The organism is Pseudoduganella sp. R-43, from assembly GCF_049913255.1.
In the GTDB taxonomy this organism is placed as follows: Bacteria; Pseudomonadota; Gammaproteobacteria; order Burkholderiales; family Burkholderiaceae_D; genus Rugamonas.
The window spans coordinates 918,085-943,493 of the sequence record NZ_CP183988.1; the positions used below are offsets into that span (position 1 = coordinate 918,085).

The window sequence follows — 25,409 nt, forward strand, 5'->3', positions numbered from 1 at the left end:
CATGGCAACTGATTTGAAACATTTAGATGAGGTGCTCAAGGCCCAGTTCAGGGACCTGAACGGGGTGCACCCGGGCCTGTGGCCGATCCTGCCGCGCGTGCTGCTTGCGCTGGGCGTGGCGGCTCTGGCCGTCGCTGCCGGCTATTTCCTGTACTGGGAGTCCCAGTACGAGGAGCTGGAAGCGGGCGCGCAGCAGGAGCAAAAGCTGCGCGACGAATACAAGCTGAAGATCGCCCAGGCGGTCAACCTCGAGGAGCTCAAGCGCCAGAAGGAACAGGTCGACAAGTACGTGGTGCAGATGGAGAAGCAACTGCCGGGCAAGGCAGAAATGGCGGCCCTGCTGTCGGACATCAACAATGCCGGTACCGGCCGCGGCCTGACTTTTGAACTGTTCAAGCCGAACCGTGTCGAAGTCAAGGATTACTACGCCGAGCAACCGATCGAGCTGCGCGTCAATGGCAGCTACCACGATCTTGGGGCTTTCGCCGGCGACCTGGCAGGCATGGCGCGTATCGTCACGCTGAACAACGTCTCGCTGGATATCAAGCCCAAGGAGGGCAAGGAGTTGCCAGCCGGCGTGCTGCAATTGAATGCCATCGCCAAGACCTTCCGCTATCTTGATGCAGAGGAAGTGGCCGAGCAGCGCAAGGCGGCCAACGAGAAGAAAAAGGGAGGTAAGAAGTAATGAAGAAGTTTGCCCCCCTCGCCTGTGCCCTGCTGCTGACCGCCTGCGGTGAGAGCGACGTGCAGCAGGTGCGTACCTGGATGAAGGAAACCGAGGCCCAGACCAAGCCGACCGTCAAGCCGCTGCAGGAACCGAAGACCTTCGTGCCTTTTGCCTACGTGGCCGGCGACGTGCTTGATCCCTTCAACGCCAGCAAGCTGCTGACCGAACTGGCCAAGAGCCGCGCAGGCAGTTCCCAGGCGCCGGACCAGAACCGGCGCAAGGAATTCCTCGAAAGCTTCCCGCTGGATGCCATGAAGATGGTCGGCACCATGGAAAAGAACAATGTGGTGAATGGCCTGGTGCAGATCGACCGCACCGTCTACCAGGTCAAGAAGGGACAGTACGTGGGACAGAATTATGGTTTGATCACCGGGGTCACGGATGACGCGATCACGGTGCGTGAAATTGTTCAGGATGCGGCCGGCGACTGGGTCGAGCGCATGTCGAAGCTGGAACTGCAGGAAAGTAAGGAGAGCTCCAAATGATCGCCATCAGAACCCTGAAGCGCTTGTGCCGCCAGGCTAGCGTAGTGCTGGCCCTGGCCGGCAGCGCAGCCGTTGCGCAGGCCCAGCAAGGCAACGCGATCGAATCGATCACGGCCAACCAGCAGGGCAGCAATGTGATCGTGAAGATCGCAATGAAGGATACGCCGCAAAAGCTGCCGATCGGCTTTGCCATCACCAACCCGGCCCGTATCGCGCTCGATTTCGGCCAGACCAGCAATGCTACCGGCAAGACCAGCCAGGACCTGAATATGGGCGACCTGGCCAGCGTCAACGTGGTGCAGGCTGGTGATCGTTCGCGCCTGGTGTTCAACCTGAAGCGCACGCTGAACTACGCCACCGCCATCGACGGCAAGAACGTGATCCTGACCATTGATGCTTCCGGCGGCGTGGCGCAGGCAGTTGACGCGCGCGGCCTGCCGGTCGCGGCAGCCAAGCCTGCCGCGCCGGTAATTGTCGGCAAGCAAGCGCTGCGCGATATCGACTTCCGCCGCGGTAACAACGGCGAAGGCCGCGTGGTGATCGACCTGCCGAACAACCAGGTTGCCGTCGACGTGCGCCAGACCCCGACCGGCGTCGTGGTGGACTTCCTCAAGACTACCGTGCCGGATACACTGCGCCGCCGCTTGGACGTGACCGATTTCGGCACCCCGGTCAACCGCATCACCACCGTGCCGCACGGCGACAATGTGCGCATGACCGTGGAAGCGCACGGCCTGTGGGAGCAGAGCGTGTACCAGAGCGACACCCAGCTGGTGGTGGACGTCAAGCCGATCAAGGAAGACCCGAACAAGCTGGTGCAAGGCAGCCAGGGCTACCGCGGCGAGAAGCTCTCGTTCAACTTCCAGAACGTGGAAGTGCGCGCTGCGCTGCAGGCCATTGCCGATATCTCGGGCCTGAACATCATCACCAGCGACAGCGTGCAGGGCAACCTGACCCTGCGCCTGAAGGAAGTGCCTTGGGACCAGGCGCTGGATGTGGTGCTGCAAGCCAAGGGCCTGGACATGCGCAAGAACGGCAACGTGCTGTGGATCGCGCCGAAGGAAGAATTGCTGACCAAGGAAAAGCTGGAGCTGGAGCAGAAGGCCCAGATCGCCGACCTGGAGCCGCTCAAGTCCGAAATCTTCCAGCTTAACTACCAGAAGGCGGAAGCATTCAAGACCGTGTTCGGCATTGAAGGCGGCGGCGACACGAAGAACCGCATCCTGTCCAAGCGCGGCAGCGCCATCATCGAAACGCGCACCAACCAGCTGTTCGTGACCGATATCGCGTCCAAACTGGAAGAAGTGCGCAAGCTGATCCAGAAGACCGACATCGCCACCAAGCAAGTGCTGATCGAAGCGCGTATCGTGGAAGCGTCCGATACCTTTACCCGCAACCTGGGCGCCAAGCTGGGCTTTGCCGACATGCGCGCCATCCGCGGCGGCGACGCCGGCTGGGGTGTCGGCAACGGCAACAACCGCGTTGGCCTGACCGGCAACATCACCGGCATGGGCCAGGCACAAGGCATTGTAAAAGTGGATGATGGCCAGGGTTCCTACAACAATACCCAGTTCATCAACCTGCCAGCGGCATCGATCAACGGCGCGCAGGCTGGCAGCCTGGCAGTCAGCCTGTTCAATTCGGCTGCCAACCGCTTCCTGAACCTGGAACTGTCGGCACTCGAAGCTGACGGCGCCGGCAAGATCATCTCCAGCCCGCGTGTGGTGACCGCCGACAAGGCTCCTGCCGTGATCGAGCAGGGCGTGGAACTGCCATACCAGGTGGCGACTTCTTCCGGCGCGACCTCGATCGTGTTCCGCAAGGCCAACCTGAAGCTGGATGTGGTCCCGCAGATTACGCCGGACGGCAATGTGGTGCTGGATGTTGACGTGAACAAGGACTCGGTGGGCCAGGAAACCCGCGCCGGTTTCGCCATCGATACCAAGCACGTCAAGACCCAGGTGATGGTGGAAAACGGCGGCACCGTGGTGCTGGGCGGTATCTATCAGCAGGTCGAGCGCAACACCACGAGCAAGGTGCCAGTACTGGGCGATGTGCCGATCCTTGGCAACCTGTTCAAATCGAATACGCGCGTCAATGACAAGACCGAACTGCTGGTCTTCATTACGCCAAAGATCGTTACCGACCGCCTGTCCGCGCGTTGAGGCGAAACATAGTGTCATCAGAATAAAGGAAAGAACATGGCAAACGTAGTATTCCGAAAACTGTCCGGCCTGGTTGGCGCGCTGGCTTGCGCCAGCCTGCTGGCAGCTTGCGGCGGCGGCGGCGGCAACCCTGGCGTCAGCCCCACCAATCCCGATCCGCTGACGCCGAAGGCCTCCAGTGTGGTGGTGAGTTCCAGCTCCGATACCATTGCCGCCTCTGGCGTCGACGGCACGGAAGTGACGATCACTGCCACCGTCAAGGATGGCGGCAATCAGGCTGTGCCTGGCGCAACCGTGCTGTTCAGTACCTCTGCAGGCACCATCAGCAACAGCGGTGCGACCACGGACAGCAATGGCCAGGTCAGCGAGAAGCTGAGCGTGAAAGGCGTTAACCAGCCGGCTGGCCTGGAAATCAAGATTTCCGCCGGCGTCAAAGGCGTCGACCACGTCAGCACCAACACCATTACCGTCAAGACGGTATAAGCGACACCCACTGCAGCGCCTGCCCGGCGGCAGGCTGTTGCAGTGTAATTTGCGCTATCATGCGTGAATGCAAAATGTATACTTAGTCGGATTGATGGGGGCTGGCAAGACGACCATAGGTCGCCAACTGGCCCGCAAGCTGGGCTTGCGGTTTGTCGATTCCGATCATGAGATCGAAAGCCGCACCGGCGCTTCCATTCCCTGGATCTTCGAGATCGAAGGCGAGCCGGCCTTTCGCCGGCGCGAAGCGGAAGTCATCCGCGAACTGACCAGCCAGCAAGGCATCGTGCTGGCCACCGGCGGCGGCGCCATCCTCAACGAGGACAGCCGCACCCTGCTGCAACAGCGCGGCACCGTCATCTACCTGCGTGCGTCGATCAACTCGATCCTGGCGCGTACCGCGCACGACAAGAACCGGCCCTTGCTGCAAACGGCCGACCCCCGCAAGAAACTCGAAGAACTGCTGGCGCAGCGCGAGCCGCTGTACATGGACATGGCCGACCTGGTCATCGACACCGGCCGCCCCAACGTACAATCGATGGTGCAGAACATCATCAACCAGCTCGATGCGCTGGCCTGCCAGGCCGCGCCCAATTGCATCACCAAAGCACAACCCGCGATGAACGAACAAACCAACATCCTGCTCAACGTCGACCTGGCCGAGCGCAGTTATCCGATCGCCATCGGCCCTGCGCTGCTGGACGATGCCGGCCTGCTGGCCAAATACGTGGGCGGCAAGAAAGTCGCCATCGTCTCCAACGACACCGTGGCGCCGCTATACATGGAGCGCGTACGCGCGCCGCTGGCCGCCGCCGGCAAGGAGGTGATCGAAGTGGTGCTGCCGGACGGCGAGGAGCACAAGCACTGGGAATCGCTGATGAAGGTGTTCGACGCCCTGCTGGCCAGCAAGGCCGACCGCAAGACCACCCTGGTGGCGCTGGGCGGCGGCGTGATCGGCGACATGACCGGCTATGCCGCCGCCTCCTATATGCGCGGAGTCGACTTCGTGCAGGTGCCGACCACCCTGCTGTCCCAGGTCGATTCCTCGGTCGGCGGCAAGACTGGCATCAACCACCCGCAGGGCAAGAACATGATTGGGGCCTTCTACCAGCCGAAGGCGGTGATCGCCGACACCACCACGCTGGAAACGCTGCCGGTGCGCGAACTGTCGGCCGGCCTGGCGGAAGTGATCAAGTACGGCTGCATCATCGACGTGCCGTTCTTCGAATGGATCGAAGCGAACATGGGCCTGCTGATGGCGCGCGACAAGGGCGCGCTGGCCTACGCCATCGCGCGCTCCTGCGAGATCAAGGCCGATGTGGTACGCCAGGATGAACGCGAAGGCGGCCTGCGCGCGATCCTGAATTTCGGCCATACCTTTGGCCATGCCATCGAGGCAGGCATGGGCTATGGCGCCTGGCTGCACGGCGAAGCGGTCGGCTGCGGCATGGTGATGGCGGCCGACCTGTCGCAGCGCCTGGGCTTCATCGACGCCGCCACGGTGGAACGCATCCGCGACCTGGTGTCCGCCGCCGGCCTGCCGATCGCGGCGCCGGACCTGGGCGCCGAACGCTGGCTGGAACTGATGGAGGTGGACAAGAAAAACGAGGGCGGGGCGATCAAGTTCATCCTGCTCGATCCGCTTGGCAAGGCGCGCATCACGACGGCGCCGCAAGACCTGCTGCTGCAAACCCTGGCCGCCTGCACGGAGTAATATGGAAGAGACGCTCGCCCCCTACGCAGCACATTCGGACAAGGGGCGCGGCCGCCGCTTTCCCGAAACACCGCATGCCTCGCGTTCGCAGTTCCAGCGCGACCGCGACCGCATCATCCATTCGACCGCCTTCCGCCGGCTCGAATACAAGACCCAGGTCTTCCTCAACCACGAGGGCGACCTGTTTCGTACCCGCCTGACGCACAGCCTGGAAGTAGCCCAGATCGGCCGTTCGCTGGCGCGCAACCTGCGCCTGAACGAAGACCTGGTGGAAGCCATCGCGCTGGCGCACGACCTTGGCCACACGCCGTTCGGCCATGTGGGGCAGGACGTGCTGCACGAATGCATGAAGGAGCATGGCGGCTTCGAGCACAACCTGCAAAGCTTGCGCGTGGTCGACCTGCTGGAGGAACAGTATGGTGCTTTCGATGGCCTGAACCTGATGTTCGAAACGCGCGAAGGCATCCTGAAGCACTGCTCGGTCAATCATGCCCGCCTGCTGGGCGACGTCGCCCAGCGCTTCCTCGACAAGACCCAGCCTTCGCTGGAAGCGCAGCTGACCAACCTGGCCGACGAAATCGCCTACAACAGCCACGATATCGATGACGGCCTGCGTTCCGGCCTGATCTCCATTGCGCAGCTGGAGGAAGTGGAATTCTTCGGCCGCCTGTGGCGCGAGGTACAGGATGCGCACCCGGGTCTGGCCGGCCGCCGCGCCATCTACGAAACGCTGCGCCGCCTGATCACCGCCCTGGCCGACAACCTGATCGCCACCTCGCAGGAGCGCATCGCCGCGCACCATCCGCAAAGCATGGAAGACGTGCGCGCCGCGCCGCCGCTGATCCGCTTTTCCGACCAGATGCGCAAGGATGCCACGGAGCTCAAGCGCTTCCTGCACGAGAACCTGTACCGCCACTACAAGGTCAACCGCATGCGCCTGAAGGCCAGCCGCATGGTGCGCGAGCTGTATGAAGCGTTCACCGCCGACCCGTCGCTGCTGCCGCCCGATTACCGCACCGAGCGCGGCGATGTGACCGGACAGGCGCGCCGCGTGGCAGACTACATAGCCGGCATGACCGACCGTTATGCCATCGCCGAGCACCGCCGCATCTATTCGCTGGAAAACCTCTAGCTTGCATCGGTGTACGTCACAGGTTAATCTTCTGGCAAGCTAAACTTGCCAGAAGAACCATGACCGACATCACTGCCTCCACTGCCACCACCCCACAACTCAGCAAGCACCGCATCGAAGCCCTGGTTGACGGCATCTTCGCCGTCACCATGACGCTGCTGGTGATCGAATTGCGTTTGCCGGAACACGCCACTACGCATAACAGCGCCGAATTGCTGGGAGTCTTGCAGGAATTGGCGCCGACCTTCATCTCTTGGGTGTTGAGTTTCCTGGTACTGGCGCTCTATTGGACCGCCAACCATCGCCTGTTCAGCTATGTGCGCCATGTGGATACGCCTTTGCTGTGGTACACCATCCTGTTGCTGGCAGGCGCCAGCCTGCTGCCCTTCGCTTCCGCAGTAAACAGCCGCTACCTGTCGCAACTGGCGCAAGCGGTGTATGCGGGAGTGATGTGCCTGATGTCGATCGGCTCGCTGCTGGTCGCCACGCGCATTTACCGCCATCCAGAGTTGTGCGCGCATCCGATGGACAAGGCGACCTATGTTGCGGCATGCACCCGCACCGGCATCATGGTCGTCATCGCCATCGTGACCGTCGTGGTGGCCGGCCAGGTCGCCGGCATTGCCAACTCGGCCTTCCTGCTGCTGTTCCTCGCGCGCCCCTTGAGCAACTTGCTGACGCGCCGCCTGCGCTAAGTTTGCGCTGGCTCAAGCCGATTCGCACCTGGGCCTGCTTGAAAGACCGGCTTCCAGGGACGATGATGGGACTTGGGAGGCGTAGGTGATCGAGGAACAAGAAAAGTCCGGCCTGGAACATGAGCGACGCTTTGCAGCACTCGAGCAAAACGTCGCCGTCATCATGTCCAACTACGCGACAAAAGAAGACCTTGCGAAGCTGGAAACGCAGCTGGCGCGCATGGGCACGCAAATGGCGCAAATGGAGACCCGCCTGATCAAATGGGTGATCGGCGCGATGGCAGCAAGTATCGTCAGCGTGATCGGAACCGCATTGAGCGTTGCCAAGCTGTTCATGTCATAACTGCTGTCAGAACATGCGCGCCTGGCTGCGCTCGCCGAGCAGGTCGAGCGCGAGCTTCTTGATGGGCGCGGGCAGGGCCGCGCCGGGCAGGACGGCGGCATCAAGCCAGGTATAGCGGCCTTCGCCGGCCAGGGCGGCGCGGCTTGAGAGGCTGACCAGCAGCGGGTGGATGTGCAGCTTGTAATGCGTGAAGACGTGCACTACCGGCAGCAGGCGTTCCAGCGATTCCATCACGCCAAACGGCTGCACCGCGGCAGCGACAGCTGAATCATCAGGCCCGGCGTCCTGCGCGGCGAAGGCCGCGTGGCCTGCCAGTTCAGGCAGGGACAGCAGGCCGCCCCAGATGCCGGCGGCCGGGCGCTGTTCCAGCAGCACCTGGCCGCGGTCCACCAGCAGCAGCATGTGCGCCACTTTCTCCGGCGTGGCCTTCTTCGGCTTGCGCACCGGCAGTTCGGCCGTGCGCCCGGTGGCGAAGGCGACGCAGCGCGGCTGCATGGGACAGCGTTCGCAGGAAGGGCTGCTGCGCGTGCACAGCGTCGCTCCCATGTCCATCAAGCCTTGCGTGTAGGCCTCGATGTCCTCGGCCGGCGCCAGCGCTTCCGCGCGTGCCCACATGGCTTCTTCTGTCTTGCGTTCGCCGGGATAAGTATCGATGCCGAACACGCGCGCGAATACGCGCTTCACATTGCCGTCCATGATGGCGGCGCGGCGGCCGGCGGAGAAGGCGGCAATGGCGGCGGCGGTGGAGCGTCCGATGCCAGGCAATTCGGCCAGCAAGGCAGGATCGGCAGGAAATACGCCGCCGTATTCAGCCACCACGCGCTGCGCGCACTTGTGCAGGTTGCGCGCGCGCGTGTAGTACCCAAGGCCGGCCCACTGCGCCATCACGTCTTCAACGGGAGCGGCGGCCAGCGAAGCGAGGGTAGGGAAGCGCAGCAGGAAGCGCGCGTAATAACCCAGCACTGCCGAAACCTGCGTCTGCTGCAGCATGATCTCGGACAGCCACACCAGGTAGGCATCGCGGGTGTTCTGCCACGGCAGGTCGTGGCGGCCATGTTTCTTCTGCCACGCAACCAGCGTGGCAGAAAAGCTCGGGTCTTCGTACTGCAATTACGCCGCTGCCTCCAGTACTACATGCTCGGCCGAGATCGCATCGTTGATGGCGGCGGCCAGCGCGGCCAGCTTGGCCTTTTGCGCCTCCAGCTCGGCCTGGGTGGTTTCGAAGGCCTCGATCTTCTGCTCCAGCGTATCGGTCGCATCGTGGATGCGTGCGATCGACTGCTGGCGGTGCTTCAGCTGCTCCTTGTGCTGGCGGATCTGCGCTTCCAGCGGCGCCATGATGACCTTCAGCCAGGCATCGGTATCGGCATTGGCGGCCTTGAAGCAGCGCTTGACGGCCGATGCCACCGAATCGAAGAAGCGCTCCATCAGCACCACGCGCGAAGTGGTCAGCATGACGGCGGTACCGAACTGCTTCTCGTAGATGCCGTGGGCTTCATTGATTTCATCGCGGTACTTGGCCAGCGAGAAGGCCATCGGCATCGGCAGGGTCAGGCCGTGCTCCGTCGAGAACTTCTTGTACATGGTTTCCATCATGCTGCGGATCTCTTCGATCTTGCGCTCCGATTCATCCAGGTTGGCGTGGATGCTGTCGAAGTACACCTTGATGGCATCGCGCAGGCCGGTGGTGAAGCGGCTGTTCTGCATTTCCGAACGCGCCTTGATCAGGTTGTCGCGCAGGATGCCCATGCCCAGGCTGGAATACAGCTCGGTGGACAAGCGGGTGAACACCGCGCGCGTGGCCTGCAGCTTGAACAGGCTTTCGTCGAATTCCTTTTTCTCGGCTTCGACGCGGCGCGCCATGTGCGCGATCACCGACTGGTTCTTGCCGCGCAGGCCTTTCAGCTCCAGCAGTTGCTCGACGATGCCGCGCGTCTTGGCCGACAGCGCCGCGTACTGGGCGCCGCTCAGTGCCGCCAGTTCGTCGCCCAGGCGACGGCGGATGATGTCCTTGCGGGCCGGGATCAGTTCGTTGAACAGCGCGCTCTCCAGCTGCTTCATGCGGCTCTTGTGCACCAGGTCATGGTCGCCGGTGATCTTGCCCAGCAGCGCTTTCTGCGCCGAGACCGGGAATACCTGGCGCGCGTCAAGGCCCAGCATATGGGCTGCGTGCTCGCGCTGGCGCGCGATGGCGGCTTCGATTTCTTCTTCGGTACGCAGCGGATCCCACATGGAGTCGATCTTGTTCAGCACCACCATGCGCCCGGCGCCATTGCCGATGTGGGTGCGCCATACTTCGATGTCGCTCTTGGTGACGCCGGTGTCGGCGGCCAGGATGAACAGCACGGCGTGCGCGTGCGGGATCATGTTCAGCGTCAGTTCCGGTTCGGTACCGATGGCGTTCAGGCCCGGCGTATCGAGGATCACCAGGCCCTGCTTCAGCAGCGGGTGCGGGAAGTTGATGATGGCGTGGCGCCACTGCGAAATCTCGACCAGGCCATTGTTGTCCAGCGTGGCGCCCATGTCGGGATCGTTCTCGTCGTACAGGCCGTAGCGCTTGGCTTCTTCCACCGGCACGTGGCGGGTCAGGCTGACCTGCTTGAACACTTCCTGCATCTGTTCCGCGGAATCGAGCTGCAGCGGCAGCACGGTCCAGGCATGCGGCTCGTCGCGGTAGTCGCTGGTCGACAGGTTTTCGGCGCGCGTTTCGATCGGCAGCAGGCGGATGCAGGCAGGGTAGGCCGGGTCGTACATCAGCTCGGTCGGGCACATCGTGGTGCGGCCGGCTGCCGACGGCAGGATGCGCTGGCCGAAATCGGCGAAGAAGATCGAATTGATCAGTTCGGATTTGCCGCGCGAAAATTCCGCCACAAAGGCCACCGACAGCTTGTCGTCGGCCAGTTTGGACAGCGTTTGCGCCAGGCGCTGTTCGGTCGCGGCATCGGACAGATCGGCCTGCACGATCCAGTCTCGGTAGTTTGCGACGGCGCCCATGACGCCTTGGCGCCATTGGCTGTATTGTTCCAGGTCCCGTACCATTAGCTTCTCGTTATTTCTGGCAATTTACACAATAAAAAGTGGATCTTTGGCCCTGCTTGATCTGGCGCACAGGCGCGCCGCAACAACGGCAGGGCACACCAGCACGATCATAGACGAAATATGTCTGTTGGAAATACCCTGATTGTCCATTTACCCCGATAAAGTCGCGCAAAGTGCTGCCTCCTTGCACAATTGCCTCAGCCAGCACGTCGCGGATGGCCTGCGCCAGGCGGTCGTAGCGGGCGGCACTGATGCGGTTGGCTGCGGTTTTCGGGTTGATCCCGGCGCGAAACAGGCTTTCAGAGCAGTAGATATTGCCCACCCCGACCACGATGTCGCCGGCCATCAGCACTTGCTTGATGGCCGCGCCGCGGGTACGGGTCTGTTCGAACAGCAGCTTGCCGGTAAATAGCGGGCCCAGCGGCTCCACGCCCAGGCCGCGCAGCAGCAGGTGCTCTTCCAGTGCGCCGTCTTCCGCCGCGTGCCACAGCACGGCGCCGAAACGGCGCGGATCGGTCAGGCGCAACACCTGCCTGCCATCGGCGCCTTCCACCATCATGTCGAAATGATCATGTTTTTCCGGCGGAATGCCGGTTGGCAGCACGCGCAGGTGGCCGCTCATGCCAAGGTGGATGATCAGCGAGCCATGCTCGAATTGCAGCAGCAGGTACTTGCCGCGGCGGCCGGTCGCGACGATGCGGCGGCCGGCCAGCAGCGCCGGCAAGTCGTCCGGGAAGGGCCAGCGCAAGCCTTCGCGGCGCAGCACCACGTCGCGCACGATACGGCCTTCGAGATGGGGTGCGACGCCGCGCCGGGTGACTTCTACTTCTGGTAATTCAGGCATGAGGGTGGTTTCTTGCAGGTTGGCGTAGAATCAAGTCTTGAGCCCGATTTGCAGGATCTTCCTTTGAAAAACGCATTCGCCATTGTAACCCTGTCGGCCCTCGTGTCCGCCTGCGCAGTCGTGCCACCGGAACAGGCTGCGCCTGAGCCCGCAGCACCCGTGGCGCCGGCTACGCCGGCTGCCGATGCCATTGCCAAGGCCGCCAGGCTCGACGAAAAGCTGCCCAACGTCGAACTGACCAGCGATTTGTTCTACAAGCTGACCAAGGCCGAACTCGATTTCAAACGCGGCCAGTGGCAAAGCGCCTATGTGACCATGATGGTGCTGGCACAGCAGACGCGCGACCCGCGCCTGGCGCGCCGCGCTTCCGAAATGGCGCTGTCGGCCAAGCAGGGCAATGAAGCGCTGGCAGCGATCCGCCTGTGGCGCGAACTCGCGCCCGATTCCGACGAGGCCGCACAGTATTTCCTCGGTTTTGCCGTCCTGGGCGACGACCTGGGCGAGGCGGAAACCCTGTTCGCGCAGCGCCTGAAAGCTTCGCCGCCGACGGGCCGCCCGCTGCTGATGTTCCAGATGCAGCAATTCCTGCTGCGCGCAAAGGACAAGGCTGCCGCCTTCGGGCTGATGGAGCGCGTCCTGCAGCCCTACCTGAATACGCAGGAAGCCCACCTGGTGCTGGCGCAAGGCGCCAGCGCCGCCAGCGATGCCGAGCGGGCGCGCGAGGAAGCGAAGAAAGCCGTGGCGATCAGGCCCGACTCGGAACTGGCCACGCTGACCATGGGGCAAATGCTGGGCGACCTCGATGGCGCGCAAAAACTGTTCGCCGAGTTCCTGCAGAAATACCCGGCCGCGCGCGAAGTGCGTTCGGCCTATGCCCGCCTGCTGGTGGAGCAGAAGCAGTACGACCAGGCGCGCGAACAGTTCCTGCTGCTGCTGAAAGAACAGCCTGACAATCCGGGCACCCTGTATGCGCTCGGCATCATTGCGCTGCAGGGACAGGACAGCAAGGCGGCCGAGGGCTATTTCAAGCGCTATGTGGAAGTGCTGGAGGCGGCTCCCGATCCTGAGCGCGACCCGAACAAGGCGCTGATGCTGCTGGCCCAGATCGCCGAAGAAAAGGGCGACCTCGATGGCGCGCTGGCATGGCTGGACAAGATCGACGGCGAAGATGCCCGCGCCGCCCTGCCGGCTCGCCTGAAACGCGCTCATCTCACGGCACGCAAAGGCGACGTCGACGGCGCGCGCGCACAGTTAAAAGAGATCGCCCCGGCCGACCAGGCCGAGCAGGTGCAGATCCTGCAAACGGAAGGCCAGTTGCTGCGCGACTCGGGCCGCGCAGTGGAAGCCTTCAAGACTTTGCAGGATGGCGTGCTGCGCTTCCCCAACAGCCCCGACCTGATGTACGACTACGCGCTGGCCGCGGAAAAGCTGGGCAAGGTCGAGGCGATGGAAACCGCGCTGCGCAAGGTGATCGAGTCGGTGCCCGACAACCACCACGCCTATAACGCGCTGGGCTATTCGCTGGCGGACCGCAATGTGCGCCTGGACGAAGCGTATGAGCTGATCGACAAGGCGCTGAAGATGGCGCCGGGCGACCCTTACATCATGGACAGCATGGGCTGGGTGCTGTTCCGCATGGGCAAGCTGAAAGAGGCAGAGCAATCGCTGCGCCAGGCCTATGCGCTGCGTGGCGATGCAGAAATCGCCGTGCACCTGGGCGAAGTGCTGTGGAAGCAGGGCGACAAGGCCGGCGCCGCCAAGCTGTGGCGCGAGGCCCGCGACAAGGATCCAAAAAACGACGCGCTGCGCAGCACGCTGGCGCGCCTCAACGCAGGAATTTAATGAGCTTCAAGACACTCGCCGCCATCACCGGCGCGGCCGCCATCCTGTGCGGCTGCGCCACCACGCCAACTGCGCCGCCATCCGCTGCCGTTGTCGCGCCCTACGCCGACAGCCTGGCCGTGTCGGGGCGCCTGAACGTGCGCTATATCAAGAACGGCAACCCGGAGTCCTCCACCGTCAAATTTGACTGGAAGCAGGACGCGCAGAGCACCGAGGTCGCCTTGTTTGATCCCTTCGGCAGCAAGGTGGCCAATATCAGCGTGACGCCGGAGGGCGCCACGTTGCGCCAGGGCGGCAACAAGCCGCCGCTGACGGCGCCAAGCATCGACGCGCTGAGCGCGCGTGCGCTGGGATGGGCGTTGCCGGTAGCAGGCCTGCGCGGCTGGCTGCAGGGCCACGCCACCGCTGCCGACGGCAAGCCATGGTCGGCCAGCCCGGCCAACAGCGAAGTGACCACGCGTGAAGGCTGGCACCTGCAATATACGGATTGGCAGCCCGACAGCTCCCCGCCGCGCCCGAAACTGATCGACGCCGAGCACCCGGGCGGAGGCGATGTGCAGCAAATGGCCTTGCGGATCGTCATCTCCGAATAAACATGAAAAGCCTGTTGAACTGCCCGGCTCCGGCCAAGCTGAACCTGTTCCTGCACGTGAATGGCCGCCGCGCCGATGGCTACCATCTGCTGCAATCGGTATTCCAGATCATCGATCGCTGCGATACCCTGCATTTCTCTCTGCGCGACGATGCTGAACTGCATCGCTCCAACGATATCCCCGGCGTGCCCGTCGAGCAGGACCTGGTGATCCGCGCTGCCCGCATCCTGCAGGCCGAAGTCTTGCGCCGCACCGGCGCCATGCCGCCAGGCGTGAATATCACGGTCGACAAGATCCTGCCCATGGGCGGCGGACTGGGCGGCGGCTCGTCCGATGCGGCCACCACTTTCATGGCGCTGAACAAGCTGTGGGCTGCAGGACTGCAGCGCGAAGAGCTGATGGCGCTGGCCTTGCCGCTGGGCGCCGACGTGCCTTTCTTTATCTTTGGCCAGACCGGCTTTGCCGAAGGCGTTGGCGAAGAACTGCAGGCGGTTGATGCGCCTGACTGTTGGTATGTTGTCATCGAGCCCGGCGTGGCCTGTCCGACGGCGCAAATTTTTACCTCCGAGCATTTGACAAGGGATACGCCGCCCGTTAAGATGTCGGACTTTTCCAGCTACCATGCAAATCGACAAGATCTGCGGCAGTTCGGGAAGAACGATTTGCAACAAGTGGCGTGCCGCTTATTCCCGCAGGTAGCAGAAGCGGTAGAATGGCTGGGCGCTGCCGGCGACGCCAGGATGACTGGCTCCGGAGCTTGTGTGTTCGTCGCCCTCCATAGCGAAGAACAGGCCGATGCGGTGCTTGCGAAAGTGCCAGCCGCCTGGACCGGATGGAAAGCGAGGGCACTGAAACAGCATCCGATCATCGCAAAGTTGTGAAGCGTAAAAAGATTTGGTTTTTCGTGAAATAGGCTATATAATGTCGGCCTACTGACGGAAGACAGTCAGTTGAGAGTAGGGGAATCGCCAAGCTGGTTAAGGCACCGGATTTTGATTCCGGCATACCAAGGTTCGAATCCTTGTTCCCCTGCCACCGTTTTCCCTGGGTCTGTCGAGGCAGCAGTCTCCAGCCAGGGTTAAGACAAAAGCTCCTGTATCGCAGGAGTGCCTCAAGAATTCAACACTACCTCTCGGGACTCCCAATGGCTTACGAAAACCTGATGGTTTTTACCGGCAACGCTAATCCAGCCTTAGCAGAAGGGGTCGCAAAAAATCTCGGCATCCCACTCGGCAAAGCAGTCGTATCGAAGTTCTCGGACGGCGAAGTCATGGTCGAAATCAACGAAAACGTCCGCGGTAAAGACGTGTTCGTGCTGCAATCGACCTGCGCACCGACCAACGACAACCTGATGGAACTGATCCTGATGGTCGATGCCCTGAAACGTGCGTCCGCTGGCCGAATCACCGCTGCAATTCCTTACTTCGGCTATGCCCGCCAGGATCGCCGTCCGCGCTCCGCCCGTGTGGCCATTTCGGCAAAAGTGGTTGCCAATATGCTGGAAGAAGCCGGCGTCGAGCGCGTCCTGATCATGGACCTGCACGCAGACCAGATCCAGGGCTTCTTCGATATCCCGGTTGACAATATTTACGCTTCGCCAATCCTGCTGGGCGACCTGCAGAAAAAGGCCGAGCAAGACCTGCTGGTCGTGTCGCCTGACGTCGGCGGTGTGGTGCGTGCCCGTGCCCTGGCCAAGCGCCTCGGCTGCGACCTGGCCATCATCGACAAGCGTCGTCCAAAAGCCAACGTTTCCGAAGTGATGAACATCATCGGCGACGTGGAAGGCCGTAACTGCGTGATCATGGACGACATGGTCGACACCGCAGGTACCCTGGTCAAGGCTGCCGAAGTGCTGAAAGAGCGCGGCGCCAAGAAAGTAACCGCTTACTGCACGCACCCGGTGCTGTCCGGTCCGGCAATCGACCGTATCTCCGGCTCTTCGCTGGACGAGCTGGTGGTGACTGACACCATCCCGCTGTCCGAAGCTGCCAAGGCTTGCGGCAAGATCCGCCAACTGACCTGCGCACCGCTGCTGGCTGAGACCTTCAAGCGCATCATCAAGGGCGACTCGGTGATCTCCCTGTTCGTCGACTAAAGTTTTTCCGGCCGTGGCGCAAGCCGCGGCCGATTTCTTGAAGTGCCCTGGTCGCGGGGCACTTCGTTTATCGACAAGGCGCGAGCCTTGTTTTATTTTTTGGAGTATTCCATGAAAGTTGTAGCATTCAAACGTGATCTGCAAGGTACGGGTGCGAGCCGCCGCCTGCGTAATTCCGGCCAGACCCCTGGCATCATCTACGGTGGCACCGAAGCCCCTGTGACCATCGCCCTGGACCACAACGCACTGTTCCACGCGCTGAAAAAAGAAGCTTTCCACTCGTCCATCCTGGACATGGAAATCGACGGCAAAGTGGAAAAAGTGCTGCTGCGCGACTTCCAGATGCACGCGTTCAAGCAACTGGTTCTGCACGCTGACTTCCAGCGCGTTGACGCCAACAAGCCACTGCACGTGAAAGTTGCCCTGCACTTCGAAAACGCTGACGTGTCCCCAGCTGTGAAACTGCACGCAGCGACCATCAGCCACGTGGCCAACGAGATCGAAATCTCCTGCCTGCCAGCTGACCTGCCAGAGTTCCTGACCGTTGACCTGTCGAAGATGGATGTCGGCCAGTCGATCCACGCTTCCCAGCTGACCCTGCCGAAGGGCGTGACCATCGTGACCCACGGTTCCGATGCCACCATCGCTACCGCATCCGTGCCAGCCGGCGCTGTTGCTGCTGAAGCCGCTGCTGCTAAAGAGTAATCCTCTTTCGCCGCAATAAAAAAAGGGGACGTACCCTTTAAAGGGGTACGTCCCCTTTTTTATTGCTTACGCGCCGGGACGCGGCTGGGGCGCCGAGGGCGGCACCACGATGGCCTCGTTCAGGCGCATGAACTTGAAGCCGGCCAGGCCATTGTTGGCACGTGCCTGGGTGCGTGCGATAAAGGCTTCGAACGGTTCTTCGCGCACTTCCGGCGCCGAAGAATGCAGGAAGTGGCGTGCTCCCTGTGCATCAAGCACCACCAGGCCAACGTGGGTCACCATGTGCTGGCCCTTGCGCACAGATACTACTTCCACCATATCGCCTTCGCCCAGCGTACCGAACTCCCGCAGCGCGCGCTCAACCGGCAGGTAGCTTTCCTGCGTGTCCTGCACTGGAATGTCGCGCTGTACATGGTGCTGGACCTTGAGGAACTGCGCACGATCGACGCGCATGGCATAGCTGGCGCCGCTGCTTGCATCTGAGAGCAGCCAGTGGTTGTTGATGTTCCAGTCCACTTCCATGTAGTGGTTGCGGCTGGCTACGCCGATCACGCCGTCCTTGTATCGAATGCGCTGCAGCGTCCAGAAGAACTCCTCCCACGAGGAGCTGAGCGCCATCGCATAGGTGTGCTCGGCGAAAACCAGGCAATCGCTGGCGGACAGGCTGTACATCGGCAGCGTGTCGTGCAGCTCGTAAGGGAATTCACCCAGCAGGTTCAGCTTGTACGGCTGGCCGATATTGCGCCGGCCGACGGTAGCGATGCGCTTGCGCAGGTCGGGTTCGGCACGCCGCACCTCGGCGATGAAGGCGCCCGCTTCCTGCGGCGACATCTGGTAAATCTGTTTCGGTTCCGCCGCCGCGGTGAGCGCGGCGGCGAGCATGACACTGGCAAGGAAAGGCATGTTCAGGCTGGTTTGGTTTTCGAGGGCCAGGTGAAGTAAGACTTGGCGATATAGCCCCAGGGTACGGCAATAATGGCCAGCAGCACGCCCAGGAAAGCATAGGTGGTACTTTCCGCCGGCGAGCCGGCCAGTTCGCCGCGCGACCAGAGCGGGTAGGCGACGATGGCCAGCCACATCACCTTGTAGAGGATCTCGAGCAGGATAATCGGCAGCATCTTCACCGGGCGCAGCAAGCCAAGGCCTGCCAGCGTGGCAAAAGCCGTCCATACGGTCCATGCCACAGCCTTGTTCGGCTCCCACGGGCCCTGGTGGGTCAGGATTTCAGTCCAGGTGGTTTGGCCCAGCATGAAGAACATCAGCGCATAGAGCAGGCGCAGCAGGTAGATGTTGATGCGCATGACGCCTTCATGCCGCGCATCGCGCTGCCACAGGCGGGCCAGCATCAGCCCACCTCTTTCAGCATGGTTTCGACTTCGGCCAGACGGCCGTTCATGTTGGCCAGCGTGGCCTGCATGGCGGCCAGCGCGGCGGCGTTTTCCGCCTGGCTGGCTGCTGCTTTCGCGGCCAGTGCGTGGTAAGCCTCGGCGTTGGCCGCTTCGGCGTGCGCCTTGTGCGCGGCGGACCAGTACTTCATGCCAAAGACAATCAGTACAGTTGCCAACGGCAGGCCCAGGGTCAACAGGTAAATATGCTCGGACATACGGTCATTCCCCTTCCAGGTTGAGATGTTTGGCAGCTTCCGCGATCGCAGCGGGATCGAGCGTCAGGCGAAAATCGGCTACTTCAAAGTAGTTCAGCGCCTTGCCGTCGCTGGAAAGCTCGTGCTTGCTGGTGACAAGGCCAGCCGCCTCCAGCTTGGCAAGGTGCAGGTGCAGCAGCGGGCGGCTGATGCCTACGTCGCGGGCCAGTTGGCTGACGTAGTTGCGGCCGTCCGTTTTCAATGCAGCGATGATGCGCAAGCGGTGCGGATTGGCAAGCGCTTCCAGCACTGGCAATAGCTTTTGCATTCCACTCACTTCAACAGCAGGCGGCAGTTGGCGCTGACCGATTCGGTCGCCATCGCCCCTTTTTCGCCACGCGCTGCTTGCATGCATTGGGCGAAGCTTTCTTCCTTGGTTTTGGGACGTTCGCATTGTTCGGCCAGCAGGGTGTTCTGGGCGATCAGCATCCTGTTTTGTTCAAGCAGCTGGTCGATGCGCTCCTTGTCCGTCATTGGCGCGTCAGCGGCCAAGGCGGGGGCGGCCAGGACTGCGGCAAACATGAGGGTAGTCAGGTATTTCATGGCACGTCCTTTCTGTTTTAAATTAAAGACACGTGTAATAAATATCTTACAGGTGGAATCTGTTGTCAAGTGTTCTATGCTGAAATGACTTTTCACCACGGGAGGACGATCCAATGAAAGCGCAACTTGCAGGGGTTATGGTGCTGGTAGCCGTATGTGCTGTGCCAGCGTTGGCGGCCGACGCCAAGGCGGATGGTGCGGCGATCAAGGCGGTCGACCAGGCCTGGCTGAAAGCCTTCGCGGCAGCCGACGGCGATGGACTGGCCAAGCTGTACGACGAAAACGCGGTACTGATGCCGCCAGGTGCGCCAGCAGTCACCGGCCGTGCGGCCATCAGCGAATTCCTGCTGAAGGAGGCGCAGGGCGCCGGCAAGTCCGGCATGGTGTTCAGCTTTGGCGAGAAATCGGACAGCGGCGCAAGCGGCAACCTGGGCTGGTCGTCCGGCACCTATATGGTGAAAGACAAGGACGGCAAGGTGGTCGAGACCGGCAAGTATCTGTCGGTGGACAAGAAGGTCAACGGCAAGTGGATGTATTGGCGCGATACCTGGAACGCTGACAGCGCAGCGCCGAAATAGTTCCGCTCTTTCTTGTGCGCCAGTTCAAGGCACAAAGCGCGAGAATGGCAAACAATGGTGGCTTGCCGACAGCGGGAGGCCGCCATGGAACAGTTGACCCCGGATGACCGGACTGCCGCACAGGAGAAAGCCTTGGATGCCGTCAATTGCGAACTGGCCTTGCTGCGACAGCACATGGATGCGCGGTTCGCCAGCATGCAGGCCTCCTTCGATGCACAGTTCGCCAGCATGCAGGCCTCCACAGACGCACAGTTCACCGGCATGCGCCAATACATTGACGACGGCTTCGTGAAGCTTCGTCTCGAAATGCAGCTTTACACAAGGGATGAGATTGCCAAGGCCGTGGCACCGCTGCAGGCCCAGATCGATGCCCTGCGCGATCACGTAGACCGTATCAGCCGCTGGGGATTCGGCATGATGGCCATGATACTGATAGGCGAACTTGCCTTGCTGGCGCGCGGACTACTCGGTTGAGGGCAAGGGTATAATCTGCGGTTTTGCACTCGCAACCGCAAGACCATGCCCATCCGCCTGATCGTTGGCCTCGGCAATCCCGGCGCCGAATACGAACAAACCCGCCACAACGCCGGCTTCTGGCTGGTGGACAACCTCGCAAACTCGCTGCCGAATGCGCGCCTGCAGCGCGAATCAGGCTTCAATGCCATGGTGGCCAAGACCATCATCGGCGGCAACCAACTGTGGCTGCTGGAGCCGCAAACCTACATGAACCGCTCCGGCCAGTCGGTCGGCGCCATTGCGCGCTTCTACAAGATCCAACCGGACGAAGTGCTGGTAGTGCACGATGAACTGGACTTGCCGCCGGGCGCCGCCAAGCTGAAAAAGGGCGGTTCGTCCGGCGGCCACAATGGCCTGAAGGACATCACATCCGCCCTGGGCACCCAGGACTATTGGCGCCTGCGCATCGGCATCGGCCATCCGCGCACGCTGAACCTGAACCAGCCGGTGGCCGATTTCGTGCTGCACCGCCCGCGCCGCGAAGAGCAATTGCTGATCGAAGAAGCGATCGAAAAAGCGCTGCGCATCATCCCCACCGCCGTCGCCGGCGACTTCACCAAGGCGACGATGGAGCTGCATACCAATTAAGTGGAGCCGGCGCCGGCCTGCCGCATCAGGCGCCACACCATGCCCGCCACAAGCGCCACGCCCAGCACCAGCACGCCCCACAGGATCATCAAACGGTTCTGGGCGGCGCTGTTGTCGGCGCTTGCCTGCTTGGCTGCGTTGGCCAGCGCTTCAAGCTGCTCTTGCGCTGCGCCAGCCGTAGCGTGATCCAGCGTGCGCAATTCTGCCTCGGTAAAGCCGGGCGCCACCTCCCTGATATCGCGCTTCGCCGGCGCGGCTTTGTCGCGCCCCACAGCCAGCTTATAGGGCGGGGTGCCGCCGGCAACGAATACCAATGTGGCCGGCACCCAGCTTACGCGCAGCGCGGGTTTGACCGTCGGTGGCTGGTCGAAGCGCAGCACCCAACGGTCGCCAAGCCAGGCCGGAACCGCGATGTCGTCCGAGAGCCGTGATTTGCCATCCTTCTCCAGGCGGTAGAACGTGGTGTGCAGGGCCGGCTCGAAACGGAACTGGCCGGTGCGACGTACTTCGACGTAGTTGCCCAGCATCGCGGGCAACACCATATTGCCGCTGTCGATCTGCAGCCCGACGCGTCGAGCGGTGACGCCTGCCGGTTTGCTGTATTGCAGGTCGCGCGGGTCGCGGCCCGGTTGCGGCTGCAGCAGCAAGGATTCGAGCGGCGCTGCAGCCGGCCCCTGAACCGGCGACTGGGCGCTGATGCTGGCGAAGGGGAGCGGCTCGCCGCTGCGCCAGCTGAGGCGCGCATAGCGCATCTGGCGGGCCGGGAATTCCAGCTTGTCGTTGGCAAGTGTTTCAGCGCTGGCATTGGCCAGCCAGCTCAACTCCGCCACGCCGATAGCATCCCAGTGTTTCAGGTCGTCGCTGGCTTCCAGCCATACCTGGCCGGTATAGGTGTTGCGGCCCGGCGGCAGTGCGAAATGCAGCGCGTCGACGGTAGGCGCTTGCTGCATGCCGTCCTGCCGCAGGTCGAGCACCAGTCCCGCCAGGCGTTCCTGCGTGCGGCCGGCCGGCGCGGCGCCCTGTTGCGTGGGCAGGCGGACGGAGAGCACGCGGCCATCGCTTGCAGTGCTGACTTCCAGTCCTGCCAGCGGGGCGTCGGAACGTTCCGCCATCAGTGGGAAGATACGCACCGGAAGGGCCCGGTGGCTGATGGTTGGCGCCGCATCCGGCTGGCGCAGGGCAAATGGTTGCGGCGTGCCATGCGCATCGAACACGCGCAAATCGTTGAGCGACGGCGAGCGCGCATTCAGGTAGGCATCGCGCGGCAACTGCAATTGCACCACGCTTGGCTTGCCATTCACCGATAGCGGAATGAGGTGGGTGTAATCCTGCGGCAGATCGCTTACCGCAGTGGTGGCGACAGCAGCTGCCAAAAGCAACGCGTTCATGCTGCTTCCTTTTCATTTTCGCCGCCGCGCGCGGACGGATAGGGGGCAAGGTAACCGATGCCGACCATCAGCGCGCCAACGCCGAGGAAGGATACGATGCGCTCCACGCCGCCGACGTTGGACAGGTCCACCAGGAACAACTTGGCGACCACGACACCAAGCAGTACTGCGCCGGCGATCCACAATTTCCGGTCCTGCCTGCGGGCCGCGAAGCGCATCAACAGCAGCGCGGTCACGCTCCAGACCAGCGAGAGCATGGCTTGCACGAACTGCGATGCAAACAAGTGATCGAACTGGTACGGTACGCCGACGTAGTGCGACACGGTGCGCAGCAGCGCGAGGTTGAACCACGCGTAGGCGACCAATGCTGCGCCGGCCAGCAGCTGTGGACGGTAGGGCGAGAGCTTGTCCTGCAGCATGCGGTAGGCGGCAAGCGACAGCAGCAGCGCAAAGATGCTGGTCAGGTCAAGCGGATTTGCCAGCGGGACGTAGGGCAGCGGCGCCATTGCGCCATCCTGGCCCAGGTTCCAGACTGCCACCAGCAGCAGCGACCAGCCGCAGCCCAGCGGCAGCAACACGTCGCGGTACCACTCCGCTACCGGTTTCACGGGCCAGCCGTTGGCACGCACGCGGCGCATGACCCAGGCCAGGCCGCCCATCATCAGCCAGGCCGGCAGGAAGTTGGCCCAGGCCGGATCGGCGCCGCTGCCTTCCAGCCCGCGCGAAATCCAGTAGGCGCCAACCGGCCAGATCATCAGCCAGGGACCGGTGCTGCGCAGCGTGTGCAGGACCACTTGCGGCGCCTTGCCCAGCGTTGCGCCACGCATCAGCCATTCGGAGAGCAGCCACAGGGCGGCGTAGGCAAACCATACCTCGCCGGCGGGCACCGTGATGCTGCTATACAGCGCGCCAAGCATGCCCAGCGTAGTCATGCCGAACAGCAGCCATGCCGGCAGCACTGCGGCGCGCAGGGCTGGCCAGGACAGGCGTTGCGCCAGCTTGACGAACAGCGGCGTAGTAGCGACGACCACCAGGTTGTAGGCGCTGGCACGCAACGGGCTATGCGGCTCAAAGTCGCCGGTGGTGGCGAGTTCATAATGGGCCAGCAGCCAGTTGGCAATCGTCGGCACGATCACCAGCAGCCACCATACGCCGGCATACGCCAGTACCGCATTCGACCAGGCAGGCGGGTATTGCGAGCCGTGGCGCTTCAGCGTCCAGGCGCTGAACACGGCGCCGGCCAGCAGCATCACGCTGCCCAGGAAAGGCGTGGCGAACAAGTCCGGCGACATCGGTGCAACGTGCCAGTTCAAGGCGAGCAGGAAGGCCAGCACCAGGCCCGCCAGCAGTTGTATGCCCAGGGCCAGGCCGCGTGCCATTGGCCAGGCCAGGCGGCGTCCGATCAGGGCCATGACGACGGCTGCGCCAAGGGCACTGGCAACCAGCAGGTTGGCCTGTAGTTTGCCGCTGGTGCGAAGAATGACTTCGGTCCAGGCGCCGCCGACCAGCCAGATAGCGGAGCCGGCGAGAAACAGCGCCCCCAGCAGTTGCAGGCGGCCCAGGCCCTCTTCGCCGGAATGGCTGCGGAAACGCATGGCCATGATGCAGGCGCTGATCGCCAGCAGCAGGAAGCCCAGCCACAGGTTGGAATGCATGGCGGCCTCCGGATCCAGGCCGGACACCGAACCGATGAAGCTGACCCAGGCGCCCAGCTGTACCAGCAGGCCGAAGCCCCAGGCCAGCGGCTGGCGCTGGCGCAGGCCGATCCAGACGATGCCGGCGCCTTCCAGCGCCCAGGCGGCAGAGGTCCAGCGGCCGTCGAGCGCCATCGGAATGGCGAGCGTGCCGAACACCACAGCCAGTGCGGTGAAGGCATCGACCAGCAGGCCGTAGGTGGCGCGGCGGCGCGCCAGCGAGATTGCCAGCGCGGCGTAGAACAGGCCAAGTACTAGGGCGGAATAGGCCATGCCGAATTCGAAGCCCTTGACCAGGCCGAATTGCAGGCTGGCGGCGAGCATCGGCGTGCCGAAGACCAGCGTGCCGTCGACATAGCCTTTCAGCTTGGGCGCCTCGAGGTGGGCGTAGGCGACGGCGATGCCGACGTAGTACAGGAAGAACAGTGCCAGGAAGCCTTGCACCGACAGGTAGAACTGCGGCTCATAGCGCAGCACGCCCCAGGCGGTGCCAATGGCAAAAGTGAACGCGAAGCCGAGCAGGTTCAGTGCGCGCCAGGAGCGCTTGAGGGCGATCGCCAGCACCCCGGCGTTAAGCAGGGCGTAATAGCTGAACAGGCCGACGTGGCTGCCCTGGCCGGTGGACGCCAGGATCGGCGCCGCGAAGCCGCCGGTAATGCCGAAGATGGCCAGCCATTGCGCGTTTTGCAGCACCGCCAGCAGGCAAGTGCCAAGCGTCAGCAGGAACAGCATGACGAAGGCCATGCCGCCCGGGATCAGGTGGTAGATGCGGAAGGCGCCAAACACCACCAGCATCAGCACCGCCATGCAGGTGCCCTGCAGCGGCAGGCTGACGCCTTTGTTGCTGTTGCGGATGCGCCAGGCCCATGCCAGCGCGGCCAGGTCGGCGAGCACGATGCCGGCCAGGCGCAGTTCGATCGGCACAGTGACGCGGGCGGCAGCATATTTCAGCAGGAAGCTGACGCCGATGAAAAGGATGAGAAGGCCGATCTTCGCCACCAGGTTGCCTTCGAACAGCCAGTTCCGGGCGGCGGTCAACCAGGCTGGCGGCTCGCTTGGCGGCCGGTGTGGGCGCGCGGGAGCCGGGGCTTGTTCGGCCCTGCTTGCCTTGGCAGCAGGTTCTGGACGCGGCGCGGCAGGTGGCTCGGCATTTGCGGTGGGCGATGCAGCGCCGGCTATCTCGGCCAGAGGTTCGGGCGTGGCGGCTTGCTCAATTGGCGCCGCAGGTGTGACGGCCAGTGCCGGCGCTGGCGTTGGCTGCTGCGCTTGCCCTGGGAGCACGGCGGTACGCGCTGGCAGCGGCTCGCGCTCGGCCGGCCGGGATGGCGCGACGGAAGGCGCCGCTGCAGCTGGCGGTTCCGGCGCGACGCCTGCTTGCTGGGCAGCGGTGCGTTGCTGGAGGCTGGCAAGGGCGATTTCCAACGCAGCAAGGTCGCGCTGCAACTCGAGGGCATGCTCGCGTGCCTGTCGGGCATCGCGGCGCGCGAGCCAGGCCCAGCGCGACACAAGCGCCAGCACGATAAACCACAGCAAATCCATGAATGCTCCTATATTGTACTAATGGCATTATTTTCCATTGGTAACAATATTACAAGCGC

Annotated in this window: 26 protein-coding genes and 1 tRNA gene; 17 read left to right on the plus strand and 10 right to left on the minus strand. The window is 62.9% G+C overall.

Going from position 1 to position 25,409, the window contains the following annotated elements; genetic code table 11:
• The first annotated feature begins 1 nt into the window (after position 1).
• From ACN9M3_RS04275 to ACN9M3_RS04310, 8 genes are all read left to right on the plus strand, one after another.
• Positions 2-685 carry a type 4a pilus biogenesis protein PilO gene (locus ACN9M3_RS04275; protein WP_426320744.1) on the plus strand — a complete coding sequence of 228 codons (684 nt, stop codon included), beginning with the start codon at positions 2-4 and terminating at the stop codon, positions 683-685.
• Complete coding sequence (locus ACN9M3_RS04280) at positions 685-1,212, plus strand: pilus assembly protein PilP (RefSeq protein ID WP_426167823.1); 528 nt, start codon at positions 685-687, stop codon at positions 1,210-1,212. Before ACN9M3_RS04275 ends, ACN9M3_RS04280 begins: the two co-directional genes overlap by 1 nt.
• Positions 1,209-3,377 (plus strand): type IV pilus secretin PilQ, encoded by a 2,169-nt coding sequence (gene pilQ / locus ACN9M3_RS04285; RefSeq protein WP_426167825.1) that lies wholly within the window; start codon positions 1,209-1,211, stop codon positions 3,375-3,377. Before ACN9M3_RS04280 ends, pilQ begins: the two co-directional genes overlap by 4 nt.
• Positions 3,378-3,413: 36 nt before the next feature.
• Positions 3,414-3,860, plus strand: coding sequence for an Ig-like domain-containing protein (locus tag ACN9M3_RS04290; protein WP_426167827.1), 447 nt, complete (start codon positions 3,414-3,416; stop codon positions 3,858-3,860).
• A 94-nt stretch (positions 3,861-3,954) separates the two neighbouring features.
• Positions 3,955-5,574: a bifunctional shikimate kinase/3-dehydroquinate synthase AroKB gene (gene aroKB, locus ACN9M3_RS04295; RefSeq protein WP_426323682.1), complete on the plus strand. Its 1,620-nt coding sequence runs from the start codon at positions 3,955-3,957 to the stop codon at positions 5,572-5,574.
• A gap of 1 nt (position 5,575) precedes the next feature.
• On the plus strand, positions 5,576-6,706 hold the full coding sequence (locus ACN9M3_RS04300) for a deoxyguanosinetriphosphate triphosphohydrolase (RefSeq protein ID WP_426167829.1): 1,131 nt from the start codon (positions 5,576-5,578) through the stop codon (positions 6,704-6,706).
• Between the two features lie 59 nt (positions 6,707-6,765).
• The gene (locus tag ACN9M3_RS04305; protein WP_426320747.1) at positions 6,766-7,401 is read left to right on the plus strand and encodes a TMEM175 family protein; all 636 of its coding nucleotides are present in this window, start codon (positions 6,766-6,768) and stop codon (positions 7,399-7,401) included.
• A gap of 85 nt (positions 7,402-7,486) precedes the next feature.
• Positions 7,487-7,744 (plus strand): hypothetical protein, encoded by a 258-nt coding sequence (locus ACN9M3_RS04310; protein WP_426320749.1) that lies wholly within the window; start codon positions 7,487-7,489, stop codon positions 7,742-7,744.
• Positions 7,745-7,750: 6 nt separating this feature from the next.
• Here ACN9M3_RS04310 and mutY read toward each other — a convergent pair whose 3' ends face one another.
• Genes mutY through mutM form a run of 3 tightly spaced genes read right to left on the minus strand, consistent with a single transcriptional unit; the run spans position 7,751 to position 11,627 of the window.
• Positions 7,751-8,854, minus strand: coding sequence for an A/G-specific adenine glycosylase (gene mutY / locus ACN9M3_RS04315; protein ID WP_426320751.1), 1,104 nt, complete (start codon positions 8,852-8,854; stop codon positions 7,751-7,753).
• Complete coding sequence (locus tag ACN9M3_RS04320) at positions 8,855-10,783, minus strand: dynamin family protein (RefSeq protein ID WP_426167837.1); 1,929 nt, start codon at positions 10,781-10,783, stop codon at positions 8,855-8,857. It lies immediately after the preceding gene.
• Positions 10,784-10,793: 10 nt separating this feature from the next.
• Positions 10,794-11,627: a bifunctional DNA-formamidopyrimidine glycosylase/DNA-(apurinic or apyrimidinic site) lyase gene (mutM, locus tag ACN9M3_RS04325; RefSeq protein WP_426167839.1), complete on the minus strand. Its 834-nt coding sequence runs from the start codon at positions 11,625-11,627 to the stop codon at positions 10,794-10,796.
• A 63-nt stretch (positions 11,628-11,690) separates the two neighbouring features.
• On the opposite strand from mutM, the gene ACN9M3_RS04330 reads away from it, so the two are divergent.
• The 6 genes from ACN9M3_RS04330 (at position 11,691) to ACN9M3_RS04355 (ending at position 16,862) form a co-directional block, all read left to right on the plus strand.
• On the plus strand, positions 11,691-13,469 hold the full coding sequence (locus tag ACN9M3_RS04330) for a tetratricopeptide repeat protein (protein WP_426320754.1): 1,779 nt from the start codon (positions 11,691-11,693) through the stop codon (positions 13,467-13,469).
• Positions 13,469-14,062 carry a lipoprotein insertase outer membrane protein LolB gene (locus ACN9M3_RS04335; RefSeq protein ID WP_426320756.1) on the plus strand — a complete coding sequence of 198 codons (594 nt, stop codon included), beginning with the start codon at positions 13,469-13,471 and terminating at the stop codon, positions 14,060-14,062. The genes ACN9M3_RS04330 and ACN9M3_RS04335 overlap by 1 nt, the downstream gene beginning before the upstream one ends.
• 2 nt (positions 14,063-14,064) lie before the next feature.
• Complete coding sequence (ispE, locus tag ACN9M3_RS04340) at positions 14,065-14,943, plus strand: 4-(cytidine 5'-diphospho)-2-C-methyl-D-erythritol kinase (protein ID WP_426320758.1); 879 nt, start codon at positions 14,065-14,067, stop codon at positions 14,941-14,943.
• Between the two features lie 77 nt (positions 14,944-15,020).
• A tRNA-Gln gene (locus ACN9M3_RS04345) sits at positions 15,021-15,097 on the plus strand.
• A 109-nt stretch (positions 15,098-15,206) separates the two neighbouring features.
• Positions 15,207-16,157, plus strand: a complete 951-nt coding sequence (locus tag ACN9M3_RS04350; RefSeq protein ID WP_057264651.1) for a ribose-phosphate pyrophosphokinase — start codon at positions 15,207-15,209, stop codon at positions 16,155-16,157.
• A gap of 111 nt (positions 16,158-16,268) precedes the next feature.
• Positions 16,269-16,862, plus strand: a complete 594-nt coding sequence (locus tag ACN9M3_RS04355; protein WP_426167847.1) for a 50S ribosomal protein L25/general stress protein Ctc — start codon at positions 16,269-16,271, stop codon at positions 16,860-16,862.
• Between the two features lie 66 nt (positions 16,863-16,928).
• On the opposite strand, the gene ACN9M3_RS04360 is transcribed toward ACN9M3_RS04355, so the two are convergent.
• The 5 genes from ACN9M3_RS04360 to ACN9M3_RS04380 are packed head-to-tail and all read right to left on the minus strand — an operon-like array spanning position 16,929 to position 19,047.
• Positions 16,929-17,765 (minus strand): N-acetylmuramoyl-L-alanine amidase-like domain-containing protein, encoded by an 837-nt coding sequence (locus ACN9M3_RS04360; RefSeq protein WP_426167849.1) that lies wholly within the window; start codon positions 17,763-17,765, stop codon positions 16,929-16,931.
• 2 nt (positions 17,766-17,767) lie between these two features.
• Entirely contained in the window at positions 17,768-18,208 is a 441-nt protein-coding gene (locus ACN9M3_RS04365) for a hypothetical protein (protein WP_426167851.1), read from the minus strand.
• Positions 18,208-18,465 (minus strand): hypothetical protein, encoded by a 258-nt coding sequence (locus ACN9M3_RS04370; protein ID WP_426320761.1) that lies wholly within the window; start codon positions 18,463-18,465, stop codon positions 18,208-18,210. The genes ACN9M3_RS04365 and ACN9M3_RS04370 overlap by 1 nt, the downstream gene beginning before the upstream one ends.
• A gap of 4 nt (positions 18,466-18,469) precedes the next feature.
• Positions 18,470-18,772 (minus strand): ArsR/SmtB family transcription factor, encoded by a 303-nt coding sequence (locus ACN9M3_RS04375; RefSeq protein WP_426167855.1) that lies wholly within the window; start codon positions 18,770-18,772, stop codon positions 18,470-18,472.
• Between the two features lie 5 nt (positions 18,773-18,777).
• The gene (locus ACN9M3_RS04380; RefSeq protein WP_426167857.1) at positions 18,778-19,047 is read right to left on the minus strand and encodes a hypothetical protein; all 270 of its coding nucleotides are present in this window, start codon (positions 19,045-19,047) and stop codon (positions 18,778-18,780) included.
• Positions 19,048-19,160: 113 nt separating this feature from the next.
• Here ACN9M3_RS04380 and ACN9M3_RS04385 point away from each other — a divergent pair, with 113 nt between their 5' ends.
• The 3 genes from ACN9M3_RS04385 to pth all read left to right on the plus strand — a co-directional run bounded on the left by ACN9M3_RS04385 (position 19,161) and on the right by pth (position 20,729).
• Positions 19,161-19,625 carry a YybH family protein gene (locus ACN9M3_RS04385; protein ID WP_426320763.1) on the plus strand — a complete coding sequence of 155 codons (465 nt, stop codon included), beginning with the start codon at positions 19,161-19,163 and terminating at the stop codon, positions 19,623-19,625.
• 84 nt (positions 19,626-19,709) lie between these two features.
• Positions 19,710-20,099, plus strand: coding sequence for a hypothetical protein (locus ACN9M3_RS04390; RefSeq protein ID WP_426167861.1), 390 nt, complete (start codon positions 19,710-19,712; stop codon positions 20,097-20,099).
• Between the two features lie 45 nt (positions 20,100-20,144).
• Positions 20,145-20,729: an aminoacyl-tRNA hydrolase gene (gene pth / locus ACN9M3_RS04395; protein WP_426167863.1), complete on the plus strand. Its 585-nt coding sequence runs from the start codon at positions 20,145-20,147 to the stop codon at positions 20,727-20,729.
• On the opposite strand, the gene ACN9M3_RS04400 is transcribed toward pth, so the two are convergent.
• Both ACN9M3_RS04400 and ACN9M3_RS04405 read right to left on the minus strand, forming a co-directional pair.
• Positions 20,726-22,117 (minus strand): DUF3999 family protein, encoded by a 1,392-nt coding sequence (locus tag ACN9M3_RS04400; protein ID WP_426320766.1) that lies wholly within the window; start codon positions 22,115-22,117, stop codon positions 20,726-20,728. The two genes, pth and ACN9M3_RS04400, sit on opposite strands and share 4 nt — an antisense overlap.
• Complete coding sequence (locus ACN9M3_RS04405; RefSeq protein WP_426320768.1) at positions 22,114-25,350, minus strand: DUF2339 domain-containing protein; 3,237 nt, start codon at positions 25,348-25,350, stop codon at positions 22,114-22,116. The genes ACN9M3_RS04400 and ACN9M3_RS04405 overlap by 4 nt, the downstream gene beginning before the upstream one ends.
• Positions 25,351-25,409: the final 59 nt, after the last annotated feature.